Below are 18,547 nucleotides of genomic sequence, written 5' to 3'. Positions count from 1 at the left end.
ATGAAAAATGAAGAGCTAAAATCAACTATTTTAGATTTAATTAATCGAGCAGAAGGAAATAGAATACAAATCCCATTGCCAGATGACAATCTAATTGCAGAATATGAAAAAATAATTGGTCTACATTTTGACGAAGAGTACAAATTTTTTCTAAAAAATGCCAGTAATATACTTTATGGCTTCATTGAACCATTGGTAATAACTGCTGACCAATCCAGTAGGAGTGAACTTAGTCACGCTATTTCAGAGGCCAAATTGCTTGGTGTTCCCAGTAATTGGCTTCCTATCTGCGAAGATAATGGCGATTATTATTGCCTAACAGAAGATAAAAGTATTCACCTTTGGACAAGTAACGGACTTACTGAAGAATGCTGGCCAAATCTAAGCTCATGGATAAATCAAGTTTGGATAAATAATGGATAAGCAAGCCGTAGCCTGCATGCAACTTAAAATCCATATGTAGCGTGCGTGCCCCAGTACGCACGCGTTCCATGGCCTACAGCCCAATGCCGTCTGAAAAGCTATCAAATCTTTCAGACGGCCTTTTTATCATCTTTCCGCCAAGACCACCGTGCAGGCATTGGGCATCCACAGCGACAGCAGCAGCGCGCACAGAGCCGTTGCTGCCCTACCCGATTTGGCCAAGATTACGGAGAAACAGCAGATTGTGGCGAAGGCCACGGCAGATGTGGCTTCAGCCGTATCGGTTTACCGCCAAAACCAACTGTCCAAAGCCCAAGCAGCCCTCAGCAATGCCGAAACAGAACTGATGGGGGCAACCTTCAGCGGCAATCAAAGCGATATTGATGCCGCACAAGGCCGTCTGAACGAAGCACGGGAGAATGTGAAAGCATGGGAAACCGGCGGCAGCAAAGCCCGCGCCTTAAACGCAGGTACGACACTGATTACCGGCATACTTGGCGGACAAAGCGAAGTTCAGGCAGCGGTCAATACCGCCAGCCCGTACACCGCCCAACTGATCGGCCAAACTTTCGGTCAAAACGGCAGCCATCCGAATGAAGCTTTGCAACTGATTGGCCACGCCCTCAACAGCGGCATACTGGCAACCGTAAACGGCGGCAGCTTTGAAGCCGGTGCCGTCAGCGGCGCGGGCAGCGAGCTGGCGGCCAAAGCCCTCACACAAACCCTGTTTGGCGAAGCAGCAGCAGCCAATCCTAACGCACTGGGCGAGCAGGAAAAGGCATTGATTAAAGACTTGTCGTCTGCCTTCGGTGCGGTATCGGGCGGTTTGGCCGGTGGTTCGGCTTTGAATGCACAGATTGGCGGGGTTGCGGGTAAAAATGCGGTGGAGAATAACTGGTTAGGCAGCAGTACATATCGTAGAAATCTGGCGGAACAAGCGAAGAAAGGCAGTCAAGAAGCATTACAACTATTAGAGATTGAAAATAAACTCAAACGCTACGGTATTGCTGATTTTGAAGCATTGGCAGAAGAATATGAGAAATGTAACGGCTGCAAATCTGCTGTAGCAAAATACCAAGCTGCCAGAAATAAAGCCGATGCCAAAATTGTAGATTTGATTCAAAAAGGCGTTTTAACCGATGCTGAATTAACGCTTCTGCAATCCAAATCCTCAGAAAGGGTCAGTGCCATCCGTAAAAGCGGATACGGCAATATGGTTGCCAATGCCGAAGTGAAGGCTCAAGCGGATATTTTGGATTTTATTCTTGATGCGAGAATGCAGCGAGACGGCGTAAAGCTAACTCCTAGTCAAGAAATCGGCATGACATTATTGGCTGGGGGATACGGGAATACACCGAAGGGTTCGGTTAAACCCATCTTTACTGCAAGTAATCAACAGAAAACTGCTAAAAATATTGCTTCTTCTCAATCTAGAAGTGTTAATAAGCAGGAGCAAATATCTAATAATCGGAAGGTAACGGAATCTGCAACCCAAACAATTGGGAAATCGGGTTATCGCTCAATTCAAGAATTTACAGAAGCTGTTAGGATGAATTATCAAAAATTCTATGATCAGGGTTATGCACAAGCCAAAAAATTGGCGGAACAAGGTAAAATAGGAAAATCAAATAGAGAAATTGGATCCAATGCAGACCAATATGCTCGTGTTAATTTAAGAGACTGGTTAAAAAATGAGGGAATTAAAGAAGGTCCTAGTGAAATCATTCAAATCAATCGCAGACTCTACGATCCTTTAGGGAGTGGCAAATATCGTATTCCTGATGTTTATATTCCTGGATCTAAAACAATTTTAGATGGATCATTGGAGTTTAAAACCAAACAATCAAAGCAAATACAAGATTTTAATCGTTACAGTAATGGTGCAAAAACAACCATTATTGTACCTTCTGGAGCAACTTCTAGAGGATCTTATAGTATTCCACAATAATTATTAATTTTGAAACATAAGGATTTTAAATGAACGATTTCCCATTTGATGATTTACATGGTTTTAAAGATTATGTTGGCTTTGTAGCAATGTGTGCCCCTTCAGATTTTCCTAATAGGGAAGGTCGGCCATTTGATAGCCAATGGTCTTTATCTTTGGCATTCGAAGGGCTTAGATTAGGAATTGACTTAGCAAAAAGAGAAAAAGGTAATAAACCTGTTTTTGACGAGTGTTTACAGCTGATTGAACAAGCATATGTGCAATATAAAAACGGTGATGATGTTGCTGGTTTTAAAACGCTAGATTTGGTTCGTAAAAAAATTGGTAAAATTCGTACTGAATGACAAGCAAGCGTAGCAAGCCGTAGCCTGCATGAAACTTAAAATCCATGTGTAGGGTGTGCGCCTAAGCGCGCACGTGTTCTATGGCCTACTCGTAGAAAAAGCCGTCTGAAAGCCATCAAATCTTTCAGACGGCTTTTTTGTCATCTCTCCTCCGATATCCTGCGCTTAGATTCGGCCAAAGACCTCATCCTCGAATCCGGCCAATCCGCCCAAACAGCCGACGGCAAAAACAGCAGCCTCGGCGCATCGGTCGGTGTCGGCGCTTCCGTGGGCGCGCAAACCGGTGTGTACGCCTATGGCGAAGTCGGCGGCAGCAAAGGCAGAAACCGTTATCTTGCCCAAACCCACGACCACACCACCCTCAAAGCCGACAATATCCAATTGGCGAGCGAAGGCGATACCACCCTCAAAGGGGCAGCGGCCACCGCCAACCGCATCGATGCCGGTGTGAGCGGCCGTCTGAACATCGAAAGCGTCCAAGACCATCTCGAGCAGGAAAACAAACAGACCGGCGCGGGCGTACGCGTTCAAGTATCCTTTGGCACCGCATGGGAAGCCTCGGGCAACTTCAGCCAAAGCAAAGCCTCGGGCAGCAGCGACACCGTATCCGTCCAATCCGGCCTCTTCGCCGGAGACGGCGGCTACCACATCAACACCGACAGCGTCCACCTCAAAGGCGGCGCGATTGCCTCCACCGCGCCTAAAGAGCAAAACGAGCTGACCGCCAACCGCTTTACCTTTGAAAACATTCAAAACCAAAGCAGCTACAGCGCGTCCAATGTCGGCTTAAGCGGCGGCTATGGCGAAAACCCCGACAATGAACCGGGCTACACCGACGGCAGCAGCTTCAGCCCGTCTTTGCCGCAATATGAAAAAGGCGGCGACAGCACCACCACCTACGCCACCCTGAGCGAAGGCCGTCTGAACATAGCCGGTAAAGACACCACCGTACAGGAACTGGGCATAAACAGCGACAGCAGCAGCGCGCACCGAGCCGTTGCTGCCCTACCCGATTTGGCCAAGATTACGGAGAAACAGCAGATTGTGGCGAAGGCCACGGCAAATGTGGCTTCAGCCGTATCGACTTACCGCCAAAACCAACTGGCCAAAGCCCAAGAAGCCCTCAGCAATGCTGAAACAGAACTGATGGGTGCAACCTTCAGCGGCAATCAAAGCGATATCGAAGCAGCCAGAGGCCGTCTGAATGAAGCACGGGAGAATGTGAAAGCATGGGAAACAGGCGGCAGCAAAGCCCGAGCCTTAAACGCAGGTACGACACTGATTACCGGCATACTTGGCGGCCAAAGCGAAGTTCAGGCAGCGGTCAATACCGCCAGCCCCTACACCGCCCAACTGATCGGCCAAACTTTCGGTCAAAACGGCAGCCATCCGAATGAAGCACTGCAACTGCTTGCCCATGCTGTCAACAGCGGCGTATTGGCCGTTGTAAACGGCGGCAGCTTTGAAGCCGGTGCCGTCAGCGGCGCGGGCAGCGAGCTGGCGGCCAAAGCCATCACACAAACCCTGTTTGGCGAAGAAGCAGCGACCAATCCGAGCATATTGGGTGAGCAGGAAAAGACACTGGTCAGCGACTTATCGGCGGTATTCGGCACGGTATCGGGTGGTTTGGCCGGTGATTCGGCTTTGAATGCGCAGATTGGTGCTGTGGCTGGGCAGAATGCGGTGGAGAATAATTACCACCTGCAAATTGGCCAGCGTCAGGTAATGAAATCGGAGCTTAAAGCTTGTAAAGGAAATTTATCTTGTGAGCTTGAAGTAGAGAATAAATGGGAAAGTACGGCAATAAAAAATCAAAAAGACTTATATGCAGCCTGTGACAAGGGTATCAATACATCTACCTGTGTAAACTTAAGGAATAAAATTGATACAAGTACCTATAATGGCTGGAAAGATTATACTTATCCCACAGGCATGGAGCTTTCAGTCTCAACAGATGCTGCACTTTATCTTGGGGTAGGAGGCAATGTTAAAGCTAATGTTGCCATCGGAAACAGAGGGGCAGCAGCACAATTTGAAGGTGGTGTGGGTATAGGTGTCGGTGCTAAAGCTAAGGCAGGCAAATGGGAAAGAGAGGAAAAAAATGTAAATATTTCCTCCAGTGCCAACTTAGGAGAAGTAACATTTGGCTCTAAGCCAAATCCTGATTCTGCCACATTATCAACTAAAGCTTCTGTTGAGCTAAATGCAGGAGTTGTGAATTTAAATACGGAAGTAACCGAAGGGAGAGAATATAAAACAGATGGAACTTCATCTATTTATAAAAACTGGTCTAATAATGCTACGGCTAAAACACAATTAGGAGTTGGTGGAGTAATTAAATGGGACTTTTTAAATTATAGGACTAACAAACATGAAAAAAGATTACAATGAAACCCTACCTTTTAAACCAAAAAATAAAGAAAGTGAACTAATAACAGCAAAAAAGTTCCAAAATAGATTATTCCCATCAAGATTAATCTATTATTTCATACCCATTATTGTCTTATATTTATTATTGAATAAAATTTATAAATTTAACATCCAATTAGATGATACTCATTTAATGTGGATGATAGGAATATTTTGGATCGTTGTTTTATATAGTTTAATATCTACCTTAATATTAGGGGTGTGCCCACATTGCCATAGGTTTCAAAAATTAAATGGTAAAGCAATCGGTATGGATAGTAATTCCATTTCTTACACAAAAGGAATATCTCCCTTTATAAAATACTGTAGCCGATGTGGTGCACCTCTATCGGAAAAAGCAGTTAAAGAAGTTTATGAAAAGCTGGAAAAAGAAAAGCCATAGCCTGCATGAAACCTAAAATCCACAGGTAGGGTGTGTGCCCCAGCACGCACGAGTTCTATGGATTTGAATTCAATGCCGTCTGAAAATTTATAAGATTTTTCAGACGGCATTTGTTATAAACGTAAATATCCAAATTCCCTGTATATTGTTCAAACGCGTGCGTGCTGGGGCACACACCCTACGCTTGTTTATATATTTATGATTTAATAGATTTTGATGATGCTCTAGCCAAAAGAATGGCGAAACTAGTTCCATAATTAAAGAAGGCGGTATCAAATTTAAAGTGTATATAAATATTGATCCTAAAACAAAAAGTCCTTATGTTGGTAATGTTCACCCTATTAAGTGAGACTTATATGAATTTATATAACTTAGTTTTTAGAGACTTAGAAGAATTACTGAATGAAGATGCAGCTATTAAATTTGCTTTATCTTGTTTAATAGAAAATGAGCGATTTACAGAATTAGAAGAGTTGCTTCGAGAACAAAGTTGTTTAGGAGGAGTAGAAGGAGAACCTGGGTGGTTAATTGAAAGAAGAAATTTACATGATCAAAATGGTTACGAACATTGGCCTCAAGAAGCACAATTGATCAAAATGACTGAGACCGATATCCGAACGTTATTCGCTGCGCTCTCGAATTTTAAGAACCTCCATGCCAACTGGAGCGGCCTGCTGACTTATTGGATTGGGCGTGCCGATGGCTTTATGGAACTGATGACGTTTGAAGACGGCAGCGAAACCCCGCCCTTTTTAATAGAAAAGCTGACACAGATTCTTGCTGATTTGCCTTCAACAGCATGTGACGACGACTTGATTCATGCCCTGTCGCAGGATTTTGAAATCCTTTTTTTCCGCGCCCAGTACGGTCCGGATATTTGGAATTCCACCCAAGAAAGTCTCTCCCGCTTCATCCGCCGTCACGAGATGAAGCTCCCTAATCTGATTGTACTGGACCAGCCGCATGAAGAAGCAGGTAAAACTGCAGCATGGCTGCGTGCCCTGCTGTATTGTGAGTGACACGGGATTCTATGCTGCTGGAAACCCTACTGCTCGGCTCACTGTCTGCCGGCGCGTTATCGGCCATCTACCTACTGAAACACAAATCCGATACATCAGCCGATGACGATTTACCAAAAACCGATATGCCCTGTATCAGTGGCGATCGGTTTTTGGTGCTGAATGCAGATCAGCTTGTCCGTACACTGGATCTGTCTCCTCTGCTTGCGAATATTAAAAACAATCTGGGGCTGTCTAATGAAAACTGGCAGAAAGATGCCCTGCCTTTTTTGTACCAATATATCGAATTCGTACAGCGCCTTCCGGCTTCGGAATCACACCACCATGCAGGAGACGGCGGCCTGGTCAAGCATACGCTTGACGTTGCCTGCCTGGCACTGATTGCCTCAACTTCACAATCCTGGCCGCCCAATGCAAAAACCGAAGATATTGCAAAAAAACAGCCGTATGGCGTTACGGCATTATGTGCGCGGCCATATTGCATGATGTGGGCAAGACCATTACCGGTTTCAGCATCGAACTGTATGCTGACACAGTCACACACGAGCACACACTATGGTTGCCTGATGCAGGATCAATGACAGACAGCGACCAAGCATATTATCGTGTGACTTTTCCTGATGCACGATCGGCCTATCGCGCCCATACCGAAATCGCCTGGACGTTTTTTCAGAGTTTGGTGCCCGCGCATGTCCGGCGTTGGATTGCCAAAACCGACCCAAGCCTGATGATTGAATTGCGTAATTATTTGAGCGGACAAAAAGATGGCAGCCCGCTGCAGGAAGTAATTACGCGTGCAGATATGGTATCCGTTTCCCGCGACTTGAAATCAGGCAGCCGTCAACGTTTTGCTTCCGCAAAACGCACGCCGTTGATTGAAACCGTGATGGAAACCTTACGGGAGATGTTGTCTGACCGTGGCGCACATTTCAGTATCGCCACTACGGCGGGAGGTGACCTTTTCCGCCAAGGTGATTTTATCTACATGATGGCCAAAAATGTCCCTGACTTTGTCCGTCAATACCTACACAATCATCGCCATCCTGCTGCGCCGTCTTTTCCTTCCGATAATCAACGGATTTTCGATACTCTGTACGAATACGGTGCCATTGTACCTGCCTCAGATCCATTTAGAGCCGTTTCCAATATCGAAGTCAACTTTACCCGCAATGATGGCGAACGAATTTCTGCCAATTTCAGTGTGTTATGCTTTAAAGCAACTACACTCTACCCTGACGGTACGTTTCCTGAGGAATTTAAGGGCAGTCTGCAAGTTATTACCGGAAAACCGGCAACCCTCCCCGTCATAGAACAGCCGGTTCCGGTTCCAGACGTGCATAAAACCTCCGATTTGCAAGATGATGCCAAGCAGAAAGCGAAAGTAGACTTCTTGGCTCATAAGGGATCTTCTCCTGAAAACGTATCTTCCCTCCATATAACCGAACCCGAGCAAACCAGTGTTGCGCAGAAAAAAACTGATGACCTGCCGATTTCTCTGCCTACCGTACCTGTGCCGGAAGATACTGTCGTAGGTATAGACGGCCTGCTTTCCAAATTCAATTTGATTACTGAAGAAGAGGCTGATTCCGTCATCGAGCAGGGAGGTACGGCTACAGAATCTTTGCCGTCGAATTCTGAATCACGGCGACCTGAAATTCCCAAAACCGATATTCCATTACAGTCTGAGGTGGTGGGCGGCAAAATCCAAAATCAAAATAAGTCTGCAAATACGGAGCCCAAGAATAGAAAACCGGTAGGAAAATCCAACAAAACCTTGTTGACACAACTATTTGCCGAAGTATTTGACGAAGAAAAACCGCCAAGCAGTCCGGAAAATCAGAAAAAACAACCAATAGAAAAACTGACACAGGCAGATACTGCTCAAACAGGATTGCAAGAAATCATCCGTGAACGTCAATCCGCTCCGGAATCAAGTCCTAGACCGGTAAAAATTGCCCCTGATCCGACACTTGAAGACGTTCAGTCAGGCCTGAAAGAAATCACGATTTTGGAAAGCAGCATGGCTGAGCAACAGCTTAAAGCGGAAGCAGAGAACGAAGAGCAGATTATCCCCGCAATCGAAGAAAAAAAGGTAGAAGCCCGCCAGCGCGGTATCCAATTCATCCATTGGCTCGGCAACGGATTGGCAGATGGATCAATTTCGACCAATCAATCAGGTTCGCCGGTTCATTTCATTGAACACGGTATGCTGTTGGTTTCCCCTGTTATTTTTAGGGATTATGCAGGTGGCGTGTTCAATAAATCGGATACGGAAAGTTTTGGGCCTATGGCACAGAAAGGCTTTGAATCTTTGCGTCTGCACAAAAGAAGTAAGCGTACAGCGCTATTTCGCGCTATTGCCAACAATGGCAGCAATAAACGTCTGTTTTATTGTTATCTGATTCCCGAACACAATATCAAACATATTATCCAGCCCAGCTCTCGCCCGGCGAACAATACCAATATCGCCTTGGAAAATGATGCTGACCTTTTGAATCTGGAGCAGGAATGAGTACCCAATTTCCCGAAAATGTTTATCGAGCCCCTTATGAGTGGATCAGTGTCGCAGCTTATACTTCAGCTGCCGCAGCATTGACCGTGTTGCCTATGCCGACACCGGTTGCTTACGGCGGTCTGCTGTTTTGCGGCGGTGCCGCACTAAAACGTACGCTTTCTGCCAGACGCATCATGAAATTTCGCAAGAATATCCGCAGACTACCCTACTATGCACTGACAGCAGATGAAATTCCCGTATCAGATAAGGCTCTTTACCTGGGTAAGGGCTTCCGTTGGACGCAGACCCATACCCAGCGTCTGTTCATGGTTCGCCAACCGGAAAACGAGCATCTTTTGAGGCCTTCCGCCTTGTACCGTGCGGCAAGAAAATATGAAATTGAAACCCCGGGCAGCAATTGGGTGACACACCTGACGCGCAAAAATGCCTGGTGGAATCCGGTTGCACCATTACCTCCTGTCGGCGGGTCACCTGAACTCCACGGGATTGAAATAGATGAACAAGATATTTGGGAAGACTTGGGGGAACGTGTCGGCCACAAAGTTGTACTTGGCACCACCCGTGTCGGCAAAACCCGCCTGTGTGAAACCATGATTGTGCAGGATATCGCCCGTGGCGATGTAACTATTGCATTTGACCCTAAAGGTGATGCGGATTTGATGATCCGTATGTATGTGGAAGCACAAAAAGCAGGAAGACCCTTCTACATGTTTCATTTGGGTTTTCCGGAGCACAGTTGCCGTTATAACCCGATTAGTGACTATGGCCGTATCACGGAAGTAGCCACCCGTATCGCCAATCAGTTGCCCAGTGAGGGGCAGTCGGCCGCCTTCCGGGATTTCGTATGGCGCTTTGTCAATGTGCTGACTAAAACCATGGAAGGCTTGTCCATCAAGCCTAATTACGAAAATATCTATAAAGCTGCTGCCAACGTTGACCAATTGGCCGGCGACTACTTCCGTCTGATTTTGGATAAAAATTATCCCGGTTGGCTAAAAGAATTTGAGGAATTCGCTTTACCGGAATCAGAGGCCAAAACGGCCGTTAAAACCGGACGCAATTTGGATACTATCAAATTGGGGTCTTTTCTTAAGGCCAAACAGCACAATGAACCGCTGATAGATGCCTTGGGCGGCATCCTTTCAAATGACCGATCCTATTTTGAAAAGCTGGTCAGCTCGCTCTATCCTCTGCTTGAAAAATTGACCACCGGTGATGTGGCCAAACTCATCAGCCCGGATACTTCTGATTTGCTTGATTCCCGACCAATTATGGACTGGCGAAAAGTGATTGAAAGCAATGCGGTTGTCTATGTTGGTCTGGATTCACTTTCTGACGCAGAGGTTGCCGGAACTGTCGGTAACGCCATGTTTGCAGATTTAACGTCACTTGCCGGCCAAATTTACAAACACGGACACGGTTTTGGCCAAAGCGGTGTTACCGGCAAGCGAAAGATATCCATTCATGCCGATGAGTTTAACGAGCTCATCGGAGATGAATTTATTCCGTTGCTCAATAAGGCTGGCGGCGCAGGCTATCAAGTAACCGTCTACACGCAAACCTGGAAAGATGTGGAGGCTAAAATCGGTTCACCGGCTAAGGCCGGCCAAATTGGTGGTAACTTGAATACCATGATTATGCTTCGCGTTAAGACGGCAGAAACTGCAGAAATGCTGACCAACCAGTTACCTGAAGTAAAAATTATGGCCAGTACCTTGGTCTCACGCGCTAATGATGTCGCATTTCCTGACAGTCATGAGGATTTTGGCAGTGGTAACGAAGACCGTATTGGTGCAGAAACCGTTCCTATGCTGACCGTAGCTGATTTGACACAGCTTCCGAAAGGCCAGGCGTTTGCATTGATTGAAGGTGGTCAGTTGTACAAAATAAGGCTGCCACTCCCAAAAGTTGATTCTGAGGAAGCTGCAATTATTCCTCGCCATATTACCGATATTGCTGCGGCTATGCGTGAAACTTACCGCCTAAGCCTGCCTGTCGAAGACGAAAGTGCATTTGTGGAAGGAGTGGCCTATGGCAGCTAAAGCTAGCGGATGGTATATGAACTCTCTGCCTTTGAAGTTCCTACTCTCCCCCTTCAAAGCACTCTATACCGTGTTTTTAATTGTATTGATTATTTTCGGATTATCCTTGATTAGCCAAAACTATTTACAGACTCCTGATTTGCTGAATCAGGAATTAAAGCATATGGAACTGGTCCAGCATGACAAGCGCAGCCTGTGGCAGGATGAAAACAGGCCGTCTGAAAACATCAATACCTCTGTTGCCCGTTTATCCTACCATGCCCTCAGCACGATGTTTTTCGAGTGGACACAGGTTAATACTGCGTTAGCAGCACAAACTGAAACAGATTTTGGATACCGCTTCAAGAATTACCTAATGCCGAGATTGGACTTGCTGAAACATTTCGACAAAACTTTACAGCTTATCTCCCTCCGTATCGGTAACATTTTTTTATTTGTCGGTTTAGCCTTTACCGCCTATGTTTTGGCCTTAATTGATGGTTTGGTCATGCGGCGTATCCGTCAAAAGAATGCCTCAAGAGAGAGTGCCGGTATTTATCATCGGGCAAAATACTGGCGGAGCGGCATTATTTGGTTAAGCATTCTGTTTTACCTGTGCAGCCCATTTACATTATCCCCTTACTGGCTGTTGCTGCCTATTTTTAGCAGTGCATACATGGTTTTTTTGCAGGCAAAATATCTGAAGAAATATCTTTAAAAATAAAATCTTTGAGGAAATAAAGATTTTTATTTTCTCAAAGATTTTGGTGCTTTCTCACAAAACGAGGGTGGTATTTACTCAAAACATCCTTAAAGGTTGCAATATCAACCGAGTGATACTTCAAAATGGGGGCGAGTGTGTCATATCCCATAAATTCTTGGATTAAACGTTCATCTCTGCATTTAAAGAACAGGGTTCTGCCACATGCTATTCTGATTTGATGAGGAGTGAGCGCAAAGTCCAAAGTATGATAAGTAACTAATCGGGTTGTCTGGTACAGTTCGCCTTTAGATAGTGGTTTGTTTTTCTTTACAAACAAAAACATATCCTTAGGTAGGCGAGGCAAATTAAGTTGTTTCTTCAATAATCGCAAATACTGAGAGAGATAAGTTGTTGACTTATTATCCAGATAAATATTGCGCGGATGAGCAAACCCGTTTTGCAGCATTACAGCTTGGTGTTTTAATGAAATATTTTGGATTCTCAGGTGCCTGATTTCGTTGACTCGCAGTGCAGCTGTACTAAGTAAATCAACAATACACCATTGTCTCAACGAATGATAATCTTGGAAGTTATCCGGTTCCTTCCATACCAACTTATCCAATTCCACTATACAAGGAAGCTTTGGGTAAACCTTAAAAGAACGGCATGATCCGACTGAGAAATGTCTGAGGTACTGAGTCCGCCACCTGCTGTTGCTATGCCGGGGGGACTTGGTATGCTTCTGTACCCCACTATTAACATACCAACGGCAGAATCGATTCCAAGCAGAAATATATTGATTTAAGCAAGCATTGCTTATCCCTTTTCTGCCGGCTGCTTTTAGTAGCCGCTTGTGATGTTCAAAAAGCGTCTTGTAAAAAATTGGCAGGCTGGTTAAAGATTCATCATGATATTTATAACCCAGTTCGATTAAAATGGCTCCAAATCTTTTAAGCTGAGATTGGTAACTCTTTCTTGTTGTTTCTGCGTAGCCCAATTGTTCAAGGCTATCAATAAAATGTTGGAAAATGTAACATGGCCAAATATGTATCATTGATAAATTTTGTTGCTTTCATTCGATGATGTCTCCTTGAGGAAATATCATATTTCGAATAAAATTAAATCTCAACTAAAGTTAATGCTTAAAGCCCCCATTTGCATAACGGGAAAGTGTAAATGGATATAGAAAGGAAAAATTCGACATACAAATCTCAATATAAGATAATATAACTTTGCAATAATGTATATTATGTTAAATTTAAAGATGGTGTGAATAATGATGGAGTAAAAAATAAAGTAACTATTCTTATTTCTCTCATTTAATAGACCCAGACTTGTAACTAGGCTGAGCATTCATACTCATACAGATAGAATAAAAAAACCGTCTGAAAGATTTGGATTTTCAGACGGCATAGTTTATTTATGAATAATTAGAAAATTCATGGAAATGTGCAGGCAATATGCACTGTGCCTACGCTTGCTATTCATCAAGTTGTGGCCATTGGAAATCATTTACCTTATACTCCGCACTTAATAATGTTGATATGTCGGATTTTATAGCATCAAAAATTTGAGATAGATTACCCGCATAAATCATAGCCATAAATAAGGCATTACTAGCAATTTTGAAATTTTGATCGTTTAGCGCAAATTGACATATCCTCATATAATTTAAAAAATTTCTTAAATCTTCTTTAAACTCATTATCCCAATCTCCTTCTAAAGTGTAATCTTTACACCACCTAATATTGCCTATTTCATGATCTATAGCTCTTGATATTTGCAAATCTGTTAAGTCAAATCCTTGGTGAAGACCTAAATTAATCAGAATTTTTTTTTACATCATTCAATGTTTCCATAATAATTTCCTATTTTAAGTTTAATTTACGCCCTTTTGCTGCTTTGGTTTTTATTTGGTTGAACGAACCATCCATATTTAAAACAAATTTAAAGTTTCCATTTTTATCAAAAACCTCCAAGTGGTTTTTATGTTGGGCATCCAAATAAAATTGATCAGTAACTTTTAATACCCCTTTGCTCTCCTGAGCTGCATAAACAGACTATCCTTGATGAAACCGTTTTGTTTGGCTAAAGAGTCAAATAACTGTTCGGTCACTTTGCCTATTGTATCCTTTCCTTCGCTGATAGTTTTTTCAGTAGCAATGTAGCATGTACAAATTATAACAATCATTAATTATAGCAAGGTGGATATTTATGCCGCACGGATATAGAAAAAACGCCGTCTGAAGGTTTGGATTTTCAGACGGTACAGTTTATTCATGGAAGTGTACAGGCACTTAAGCTAAATACATAAGGCAGCTTTATGAAAACAATATATACATATACAATCTCATACGAAGATAAGTGCGATGCTTGGCTCCTTTTCCCTCTAATTTTATTTTTTAAACATAAATACTCAAAAGGACAACTCCCAAAATGGATCTGCACAATATTCGCGAAGATTACTCTAAACAGGAATTATCCGAACATGAATGCAATGCCAATCCTATTGTGCAGTTCGAATATTGGCTTAAAGCCGCCATACATGCCAAAGTAAACGAACCTACGGCTATGAATATTGCAACCGTCGGCACAGACGGAAAACCCTCTAACCGGGTGGTTTTATTAAAAGAAGTTAATTCTGAAGGTTTTGTATTTTTTACCAATTATCTTAGCCGCAAGGGCCGTTCGCTAGAGGAAAATCCTTTTGCGGCATTAACTTTTTTTTGGCCTGAGCTGGAGCGGCAAGTGCGCGTTGAAGGTTGCGTCAGCCGTCTTTCGCCGGAAGCATCAGACGAATATTTCGAAAGCCGCCCCTATACAAGCAGAATCGGAGCATGGGCAAGCGAACAAAGCCAAGTTATTGAAAGCAAATCAGTATTGGTTAAGCGTGCAGCGGCTATCGGTTTAAAACATCCTCTTCATGTTCCCCGCCCTCCTCATTGGGGTGGCTATGTCGTCATACCTAATTATATGGAATTCTGGCAAGGCCGGCCGAGCCGTTTGCATGACCGTATATGTTACCGGCAAGAAAACGGTGTTTGGCTGAAAGCGCGATTGGCACCTTAAGACAAAAGAATCTTAATAACTCTAAAAGAAAAAGGCCGTCTGAAAAATTATATTTCAGACGGCCTTTTGCATATATGTCGCTTATTATACTTATATTTGCCAATTAATCATACTTTTACCATGTTCTTGCAAATACTTATTGGTGCGTGAAAAAGGCTTGCTGCCAAAAAAACCACGATAAGCAGATAAAGGCGATGGATGGGGGGATGTTATTACCAAGTGGCGGTTTCTGTCGATGAAGGCTCCTTTTTTCTGGGCATGGCTACCCCATAAGATAAATACAAGATGCTCCCTTTGCTCGGCCAGCTGGCGGATGACTTTGTCGGTAAAGGTTTCCCACCCCAATAATGCATGAGAGTGTGCCTGCCCTGCCCGAACGGTCAAAACGGTATTCAATAACAATACACCCTGCTCCGCCCATGCTTGCAAATAGCCATGCGAAGGAATACGGAAGCCGATGATATCGTCTGCCAACTCTTTATAAATATTTTGTAGAGACGGGGGAATCTGTATATCCGGCCGTACGGAAAAAGAAAGCCCATGAGCCTGTCCCGGGCCGTGATATGGATCTTGCCCTAGAATCACCACCTTTACTTGGTCGAATTCAGTTGCCCGAAAAGCGTTAAAAACATCTTTTTCGGGCGGGTAAATAACTTGGCCGTTGTTTCGCTCCGCCCTTACGGTATTAATAATATGTTGGAAATAAGGCTGCTGTTTTTCAGCGCCCAAGGCTTCTTTCCAAGTATTCATAGTTGTTTGTGCTTTACCGGTTCGATTTACAAATAAACGATTTCACCGCTACGGCCTTTGCTTTCCTTACTTGCCCACCATACGAAGTGCGGCATGATATCTTCGTAGTTTTTACGCTCGCTACGGGCTTCGCCAGGGTGGGTTTTCATACGTTGGGGAGAGTTAACCGCCCCCGGCACCAATACATTGGCGCGTAGGTTGTCAAAACGATCCCATTCATCGGCAGCTACTTTGCATAAGTAGTTGAGTGCTGCTTTAGAAGCGCCGAAACCGCCCCAGTAAGCCTTAGGATCTTCACCATGGCTTTCTCCGACAAAAATAACCGAAGCATCGGGAGATTCTTTCAAAAGCGGTAGAAATGCGCGGGTCAACCCCATCGGAGCGACGGTATTGATACGGTATTGGTTCACCCATTCTGATACGGTTTGGAAATCCAAAGGGGATAATGCGTAAAAATAGCTGGCACAATGCACAATACCGTCGAGTTTGCGGTTGGTCGCTTCGGCAATAGTGGTTGCCAAGCGGCCGAATTCGGCTTCTTCGGCGGTAAGCAGGTCGAAGCAAATTGCAAACGGTTCCGGGCCGCCGGCGGCTACAATATCGTCGTATACTTTTTCCAATTTCTTCTGATGGCGTGCGACTAATACTACAGTAGCACCTGCAGCCGCATAGGCTTTGGCGACTTGTTCGCCTATGCCTTGCGAGGCACCGGTCACCAGAATGATTTTATCGGTCAGTTGAGTCATTTCGCTTCCCTTCAAGCAGTTAAATTGTTCAGGCATAACGCGGCGGTGCTTTGTCCGTGTTGTACGGCGGCTTCCAGTGTAGCGGGATAGCGCGGATGCAGATAATCACCGCAAGGATAAATGTGATGGTGGTGCAGCCAAACCGTATCAGGCAGACGGCGGTTAACCGTACTGGCAGTAGTTGCACGCTTTTCGGTGATCACACGTGCGGCAACGGGGGCTTTAAGCGTCGGGCAAATTCTTAATACATCTGCATGCACACGTTCAATCCATTGTTCATTGGTGTGGTTGGAATGTAAATCAGACACACTGATCACCGCGGTTAGTTCGTGCTTATCTCCGTCCAATGCACCGCGTGATATCAACCATTGCGCCGTTCCCCGGCTAAAACCGGTCATTGCAGAGGGCATTTCGAGAGCTTCGGCATAACGCAAATATACGGTGGTGATGGCGTGATACTGTATTTTTGAATATTCTGATTGGATATAGTGTGGTGTTTCAGACGGCATTAATGCGGCGGCGTGATATGGGGCAACGGCTAAAATTACCGCATCAAATAGTTCATTTTCAATACGCACACGTCCGTCGGGGCTGATTTGTAATTTTCCCACCCGTGTTGCCAACCGAATAGTTGCTTTTTGTTTTTTGAGGAAACTTAAGGCAGGCTCGACCATAAGTTTCCCTAAATCACATTTAGGTAACAGATAATCGCCTGCCGCTTTATCAGCCCATACACCGTCTTGCAGAACGTTACTTAAAATATTCAGGCTGGCATTTTGCAAAGGCGTATTCAATGCGCCCCATACCAACGGTTGCCAAAACTCTGCCACCAATTTACGCGGCATTTGACGGACATTCAACCAATCAGCCACACTCATATCCGCAGGGTTGAAGTGTTGGCGCTTTTGCAAAGCCTTCATGCTGTCGAGCAGGCGGATCTTATCTGCCCAACCGATATTTTTCGCACGAAGAATGCCTGTTATCAAATGCAAAGGTGCAGGCAGCCTGCTGGAGGCGGAGAACTGCAAACCGTCTGCCATATACCACTGCAAAGGCCGGCGCTCGAAAACTTCTGCTTCATTTACACCGATTCGGTTCAACAATGTGCGTACGCCGTGATAAGCGCCAAGCAAAATATGCTGGCCGTTATCTAGAAAACTAAAATTATGATTAACGGCATTCAATGCGCGAGCCCTACCCCCCGCTTGTTTACCGGCCTCAAATATAGTTACGTCGGCTTTGGCACTTAGATGTATAGCGGCGGAAAGCCCTGCCCACCCTGCACCGATAACGGCAATTTTTTTTCGTGCCGGATTTTTCATGGTTTGAATCCCAGCAGCCAGGTTTTCAAGGCAATACGCTTTTTGCGTGGGCCGGGAATAGCAATTTTGTATTTCAACACGTTTTGCGCACCATCCCGCTCTATTTCATTTAGTAAAGCATAGTAAATCGCGGCCAAAATCAGTCCTACTTTTTGCGACTTTTTATCTTCGGCCGGTAAAAGTGCTACTGCTTCCCGATAAATTTGGCGGGCGCGCCCGATTTGAAAGGCCATCAGTTGTGCAAATGCTTGATCGGGCTTTGCTAGCATAATTGTTTGGGCAGGCACATTAAAGCGCTGCAATTCTTCGGTAGGCAGATAAATACGCCCGCTTCTAGCATCTTCGCCGACATCGCGGATGATATTGGTTAGTTGGAGAGCCAACCCCATTTTATCGGCATAATCCAATGTTTCCGAACGGGTAAATCCTAAAATACGGGTAATCAGCCTGCCTACTACCCCGGCTACGCGGTAACAGTAAAGCTGCAAATCGGCAAAAGTCGCATAACGGGCATGCTGCAAATCCATTTGCATGCCCTCCACCACTTCTAATAGCTCCTCTTTAGGCAGTGAAAAATCTTTGACTGTTGTTTGCAATGCTTGGCATACGGGATGCTCGGGCAGGCCGTCTGAAAATACTTTATCCAACTCCAAACGCCACCAGTTCAACGTGGTTTGCGCGACTGACGGATCAGAACAATCGTCTACCACATCGTCTAATTCACGGCAAAATGCATATAGCACCGTCAATGCATCTTGCCGGTGCTGGGGCAAAAAACGGAAAGCGGCCAAAAAACTAGAACGGCTTTCTGCGGCTTTTTGGCGGCAATATTCAAGTGGCTGCACATTTGTTCCCGGTCATTTATCAATGTGGAA

At 44.8% G+C, this 18,547-nt stretch carries 16 protein-coding genes and 1 pseudogene; 11 read left to right on the top strand and 6 right to left on the bottom strand.

Going from position 1 to position 18,547, the window contains the following annotated elements:
* The 10 genes and pseudogenes from LVJ86_RS05270 to LVJ86_RS05225 all read left to right on the top strand — a co-directional run bounded on the left by LVJ86_RS05270 (position 1) and on the right by LVJ86_RS05225 (position 11,800).
* Positions 1-423, top strand: coding sequence for an SMI1/KNR4 family protein (locus LVJ86_RS05270; RefSeq protein ID WP_047761930.1), 423 nt, complete (start codon positions 1-3; stop codon positions 421-423).
* A 148-nt stretch (positions 424-571) separates the two neighbouring features.
* Positions 572-2,371, top strand: a complete 1,800-nt coding sequence (locus LVJ86_RS05265) for a VENN motif pre-toxin domain-containing protein (protein ID WP_244702619.1) — start codon at positions 572-574, stop codon at positions 2,369-2,371.
* 29 nt (positions 2,372-2,400) lie between these two features.
* Positions 2,401-2,715: a hypothetical protein gene (locus tag LVJ86_RS05260; RefSeq protein ID WP_047761365.1), complete on the top strand. Its 315-nt coding sequence runs from the start codon at positions 2,401-2,403 to the stop codon at positions 2,713-2,715.
* Positions 2,716-2,820: 105 nt separating this feature from the next.
* Positions 2,821-5,106, top strand: coding sequence for a hemagglutinin repeat-containing protein (locus LVJ86_RS05255; RefSeq protein ID WP_342346023.1), 2,286 nt, complete (start codon positions 2,821-2,823; stop codon positions 5,104-5,106).
* Entirely contained in the window at positions 5,087-5,527 is a 441-nt protein-coding gene (locus LVJ86_RS05250; protein ID WP_047761364.1) for a hypothetical protein, read from the top strand. Before LVJ86_RS05255 ends, LVJ86_RS05250 begins: the two co-directional genes overlap by 20 nt.
* Before the next feature lie 356 nt (positions 5,528-5,883).
* Positions 5,884-6,546, top strand: a complete 663-nt coding sequence (locus LVJ86_RS05245; RefSeq protein WP_152667059.1) for a hypothetical protein — start codon at positions 5,884-5,886, stop codon at positions 6,544-6,546.
* A gap of 11 nt (positions 6,547-6,557) precedes the next feature.
* Positions 6,558-7,612: pseudogene (gene mobH, locus LVJ86_RS11080) on the top strand (MobH family relaxase); the annotation flags it as partial.
* Between the two features lie 954 nt (positions 7,613-8,566).
* Positions 8,567-9,058 carry a conjugal transfer nickase/helicase domain-containing protein gene (locus LVJ86_RS11075; protein ID WP_414629261.1) on the top strand — a complete coding sequence of 164 codons (492 nt, stop codon included), beginning with the start codon at positions 8,567-8,569 and terminating at the stop codon, positions 9,056-9,058.
* Positions 9,055-11,103 carry a type IV conjugative transfer system coupling protein TraD gene (traD, locus tag LVJ86_RS05230; protein ID WP_047761363.1) on the top strand — a complete coding sequence of 683 codons (2,049 nt, stop codon included), beginning with the start codon at positions 9,055-9,057 and terminating at the stop codon, positions 11,101-11,103. Before LVJ86_RS11075 ends, traD begins: the two co-directional genes overlap by 4 nt.
* On the top strand, positions 11,093-11,800 hold the full coding sequence (locus LVJ86_RS05225) for an IncC plasmid conjugative DNA transfer DtrJ family protein (RefSeq protein ID WP_047761362.1): 708 nt from the start codon (positions 11,093-11,095) through the stop codon (positions 11,798-11,800). Before traD ends, LVJ86_RS05225 begins: the two co-directional genes overlap by 11 nt.
* Positions 11,801-11,837: 37 nt before the next feature.
* Here the strand turns inward: LVJ86_RS05225 and LVJ86_RS05220 are convergent, their stop codons facing one another.
* Together LVJ86_RS05220 and LVJ86_RS05215 are read right to left on the bottom strand one after the other, a co-directional pair.
* A complete protein-coding gene (locus LVJ86_RS05220; protein WP_047761361.1) occupies positions 11,838-12,839 on the bottom strand; it encodes a tyrosine-type recombinase/integrase in 1,002 nt (333 codons plus the stop codon).
* Between the two features lie 426 nt (positions 12,840-13,265).
* Entirely contained in the window at positions 13,266-13,571 is a 306-nt protein-coding gene (locus LVJ86_RS05215) for a DUF6853 family protein (RefSeq protein WP_235284610.1), read from the bottom strand.
* A 650-nt stretch (positions 13,572-14,221) separates the two neighbouring features.
* On the opposite strand from LVJ86_RS05215, the gene pdxH reads away from it, so the two are divergent.
* The gene (gene pdxH / locus LVJ86_RS05210; RefSeq protein ID WP_047761360.1) at positions 14,222-14,854 is read left to right on the top strand and encodes a pyridoxamine 5'-phosphate oxidase; all 633 of its coding nucleotides are present in this window, start codon (positions 14,222-14,224) and stop codon (positions 14,852-14,854) included.
* A 90-nt stretch (positions 14,855-14,944) separates the two neighbouring features.
* On the opposite strand, the gene ung is transcribed toward pdxH, so the two are convergent.
* From ung to hpnD, 4 genes are read right to left on the bottom strand one after another with little or no spacing between them, the layout of a single operon-like run.
* Positions 14,945-15,604 carry a uracil-DNA glycosylase gene (gene ung / locus LVJ86_RS05205; RefSeq protein ID WP_047761359.1) on the bottom strand — a complete coding sequence of 220 codons (660 nt, stop codon included), beginning with the start codon at positions 15,602-15,604 and terminating at the stop codon, positions 14,945-14,947.
* 26 nt (positions 15,605-15,630) lie between these two features.
* On the bottom strand, positions 15,631-16,350 hold the full coding sequence (locus LVJ86_RS05200; RefSeq protein ID WP_047761358.1) for an SDR family oxidoreductase: 720 nt from the start codon (positions 16,348-16,350) through the stop codon (positions 15,631-15,633).
* An 11-nt stretch (positions 16,351-16,361) separates the two neighbouring features.
* Entirely contained in the window at positions 16,362-17,672 is a 1,311-nt protein-coding gene (gene hpnE / locus LVJ86_RS05195) for a hydroxysqualene dehydroxylase HpnE (RefSeq protein WP_047761357.1), read from the bottom strand.
* The gene (gene hpnD / locus LVJ86_RS05190; protein ID WP_047761356.1) at positions 17,669-18,517 is read right to left on the bottom strand and encodes a presqualene diphosphate synthase HpnD; all 849 of its coding nucleotides are present in this window, start codon (positions 18,515-18,517) and stop codon (positions 17,669-17,671) included. Before hpnD ends, hpnE begins: the two co-directional genes overlap by 4 nt.
* Positions 18,518-18,547: the final 30 nt, after the last annotated feature.

It is taken from the genome of Neisseria arctica, assembly GCF_022870905.1.
GTDB lineage: Bacteria > Pseudomonadota > Gammaproteobacteria > Burkholderiales > Neisseriaceae > Neisseria > Neisseria arctica.
Note: the sequence above shows the minus strand (reverse complement) of the source record. Positions and strands in the feature narration are given on the sequence as shown.

Excerpts from the sequence above, each read along its gene's own strand:
- hpnE (WP_047761357.1), bottom strand. The coding sequence starts at position 17,672 with ATGAAAAATCCGGCACGAAAAAAAATTGCCGTTATCGGTGCAGGGTGG.
- LVJ86_RS05260 (WP_047761365.1), top strand. The coding sequence starts at position 2,401 with ATGAACGATTTCCCATTTGATGATTTACATGGTTTTAAAGATTATGTT.
- LVJ86_RS05250 (WP_047761364.1), top strand. The coding sequence starts at position 5,087 with ATGAAAAAAGATTACAATGAAACCCTACCTTTTAAACCAAAAAATAAA.
- LVJ86_RS05245 (WP_152667059.1), top strand. The coding sequence starts at position 5,884 with ATGAATTTATATAACTTAGTTTTTAGAGACTTAGAAGAATTACTGAAT.
- LVJ86_RS05270 (WP_047761930.1), top strand. The coding sequence starts at position 1 with ATGAAAAATGAAGAGCTAAAATCAACTATTTTAGATTTAATTAATCGA.
- traD (WP_047761363.1), top strand. The coding sequence starts at position 9,055 with ATGAGTACCCAATTTCCCGAAAATGTTTATCGAGCCCCTTATGAGTGG.
- LVJ86_RS05220 (WP_047761361.1), bottom strand. The coding sequence starts at position 12,839 with ATGATACATATTTGGCCATGTTACATTTTCCAACATTTTATTGATAGC.
- ung (WP_047761359.1), bottom strand. The coding sequence starts at position 15,604 with ATGAATACTTGGAAAGAAGCCTTGGGCGCTGAAAAACAGCAGCCTTAT.
- LVJ86_RS05200 (WP_047761358.1), bottom strand. The coding sequence starts at position 16,350 with ATGACTCAACTGACCGATAAAATCATTCTGGTGACCGGTGCCTCGCAA.
- pdxH (WP_047761360.1), top strand. The coding sequence starts at position 14,222 with ATGGATCTGCACAATATTCGCGAAGATTACTCTAAACAGGAATTATCC.
- LVJ86_RS05225 (WP_047761362.1), top strand. The coding sequence starts at position 11,093 with ATGGCAGCTAAAGCTAGCGGATGGTATATGAACTCTCTGCCTTTGAAG.
- LVJ86_RS11075 (WP_414629261.1), top strand. The coding sequence starts at position 8,567 with ATGGCTGAGCAACAGCTTAAAGCGGAAGCAGAGAACGAAGAGCAGATT.